1 protein-coding gene is annotated in these 1627 nt (G+C 47.1%); it reads right to left on the reverse strand.

All coding sequences use genetic code 11. The features are described 5' to 3' along the window. Window positions 1–213: 213 nt before the first annotated feature. Window positions 214–1503, reverse strand: coding sequence for an IS1380 family transposase (locus ABR189_RS30050; RefSeq protein ID WP_185269626.1), 1290 nt, complete (start codon window positions 1501–1503; stop codon window positions 214–216). Window positions 1504–1627 lie beyond the last annotated feature (124 nt).

The following is a 1627-nucleotide window of genomic DNA, read 5'->3' on the forward strand; positions in this document are numbered from 1 at the left end:
TTAAAGATTAAATATAGCAACCATTTTGCTTTTATTTTTGTCCCTTTTGGGTCGTTACTGACCGGGTGCCGGGAAGTAGTCAGTGTGAATTGCTGGGCCAAACTGGTACAGAGGAGGTTTTTCCGGTTTTTTTGTCGTTTTCTGGCAGGCTAAGACATAGCTTCCCTGTAATGTTATTGATTTTCAACAGGTTGCACGGTTGCTTATTTGGCTTTAGGTCAATAAAGGCGAGTAGTCCTTTTCGGTATATAGCTTGAGCACATAGTTTCTTCCCGTCCTGATCCATTTCCCCGCCACTGTTATGAAACGGAAGATGAATTTTTTCAGCCTATAGTTGGGTTTCAGCCAGGAAAGCTTTTTGGAATATTCTCCGACCAGGTAACTGTAAAAATTGGCGTAGATGGCCGTCATGATCATAAAGGCGGTATTCTCCGATAAAAAAGAGCAGGGCATTTTGGCCCAACCGAAGTCGTTGTTCATCACATCGAAAATCCGCTCGCTTTCCCCTCTGGCATTATAGAAGGCCACCACTTCCTTATTGGGACTCTCCAAGTCATTGGTCAGGATGCCCCTGTAGGTATAGGCCCCACCGCTGAACATATCGGTCTGTGCATCCCTTCTCTTTATCCTGCTGATGACCAGCCGGTAGGGGTTGTCCCCGCCAAACGGTCTGTAACCGGGGATGTCGGCCACCTCCATCTCCTGGATGCCCAGGCGGGTCTTCTCCCAGTCCCCTTCGGGGACAGATCCGATCATCCCATCCATCTTTGCACATCGGTTTGCCCTGATGTAAAAAGACCTGCAGTTCTGTTCCACCATGTCCACTACCTCTTTCTGGTAAGAAGCCGAATCGGCCCTGAACCTGCCTATGCTGATCCGGTTACCGGCCAGGCTGGCAAACGCCCTTTCCAGCGTCTCTGCCTGAAGGTATTTTGCCGGACTGTTTCCGTTCCTGCCCTCCAGGTATACCGGCATGTTGTCTATGGAGGCTATTCCCGGCTGGTAGCCGTATGTCTTTTTATAAGTCATTCCAGCATCGTATTTCTCTGTCGGCTGGACCTGGTTGTCATAGTCAAGGTCATACCGTTTGTTTTCCCTGAGCTGGCCGGTCAGCTTTAATGCCTTTACCAGTAAGTCATTGAGTTTAGGATTCAGGTTGAAGCCGTGCTTTACCCCGGTAACAGGATTTTCAAAGACTTCGGTAGCAGTGGCCAGTTCCTTGATGCCCCGGAGGATGGTATCCGCACTGCACACCTGAATACCCCTGACATTGCGCAGATGTTCCCTGAGATGGTCATTGACATCCTCTGTACAGTCCCCTCCGTTTAAATAGATGGCAAGGTGGTTGGTGAAAATATCGCTATAGGAAAAGCCGAAGGTCTTTACCCTCATCCCCAGCTGATTATCTATCAGATCCGGAAGGCCGGAATCTTTAAACGAATTGAAAACAAAATTAAAGCCGCCAAAGGGTGTGATTTTTTCTGATGAATTGGTTACTTTCATGCCAACTTATTTATCTGAGTGGTATCATCTAAATAAGTGAAAAAAATGAGCCGGAAAAGCCTGAATCCAATAAATTCAGGCCTATTTCGGCTCTTTTTATTTATCTATTTGCGGATTTAAGGTA

The organism is Chitinophaga sp. H8 (genome assembly GCF_040567655.1).
Lineage (GTDB): Bacteria > Bacteroidota > Bacteroidia > Chitinophagales > Chitinophagaceae > Chitinophaga > Chitinophaga defluvii.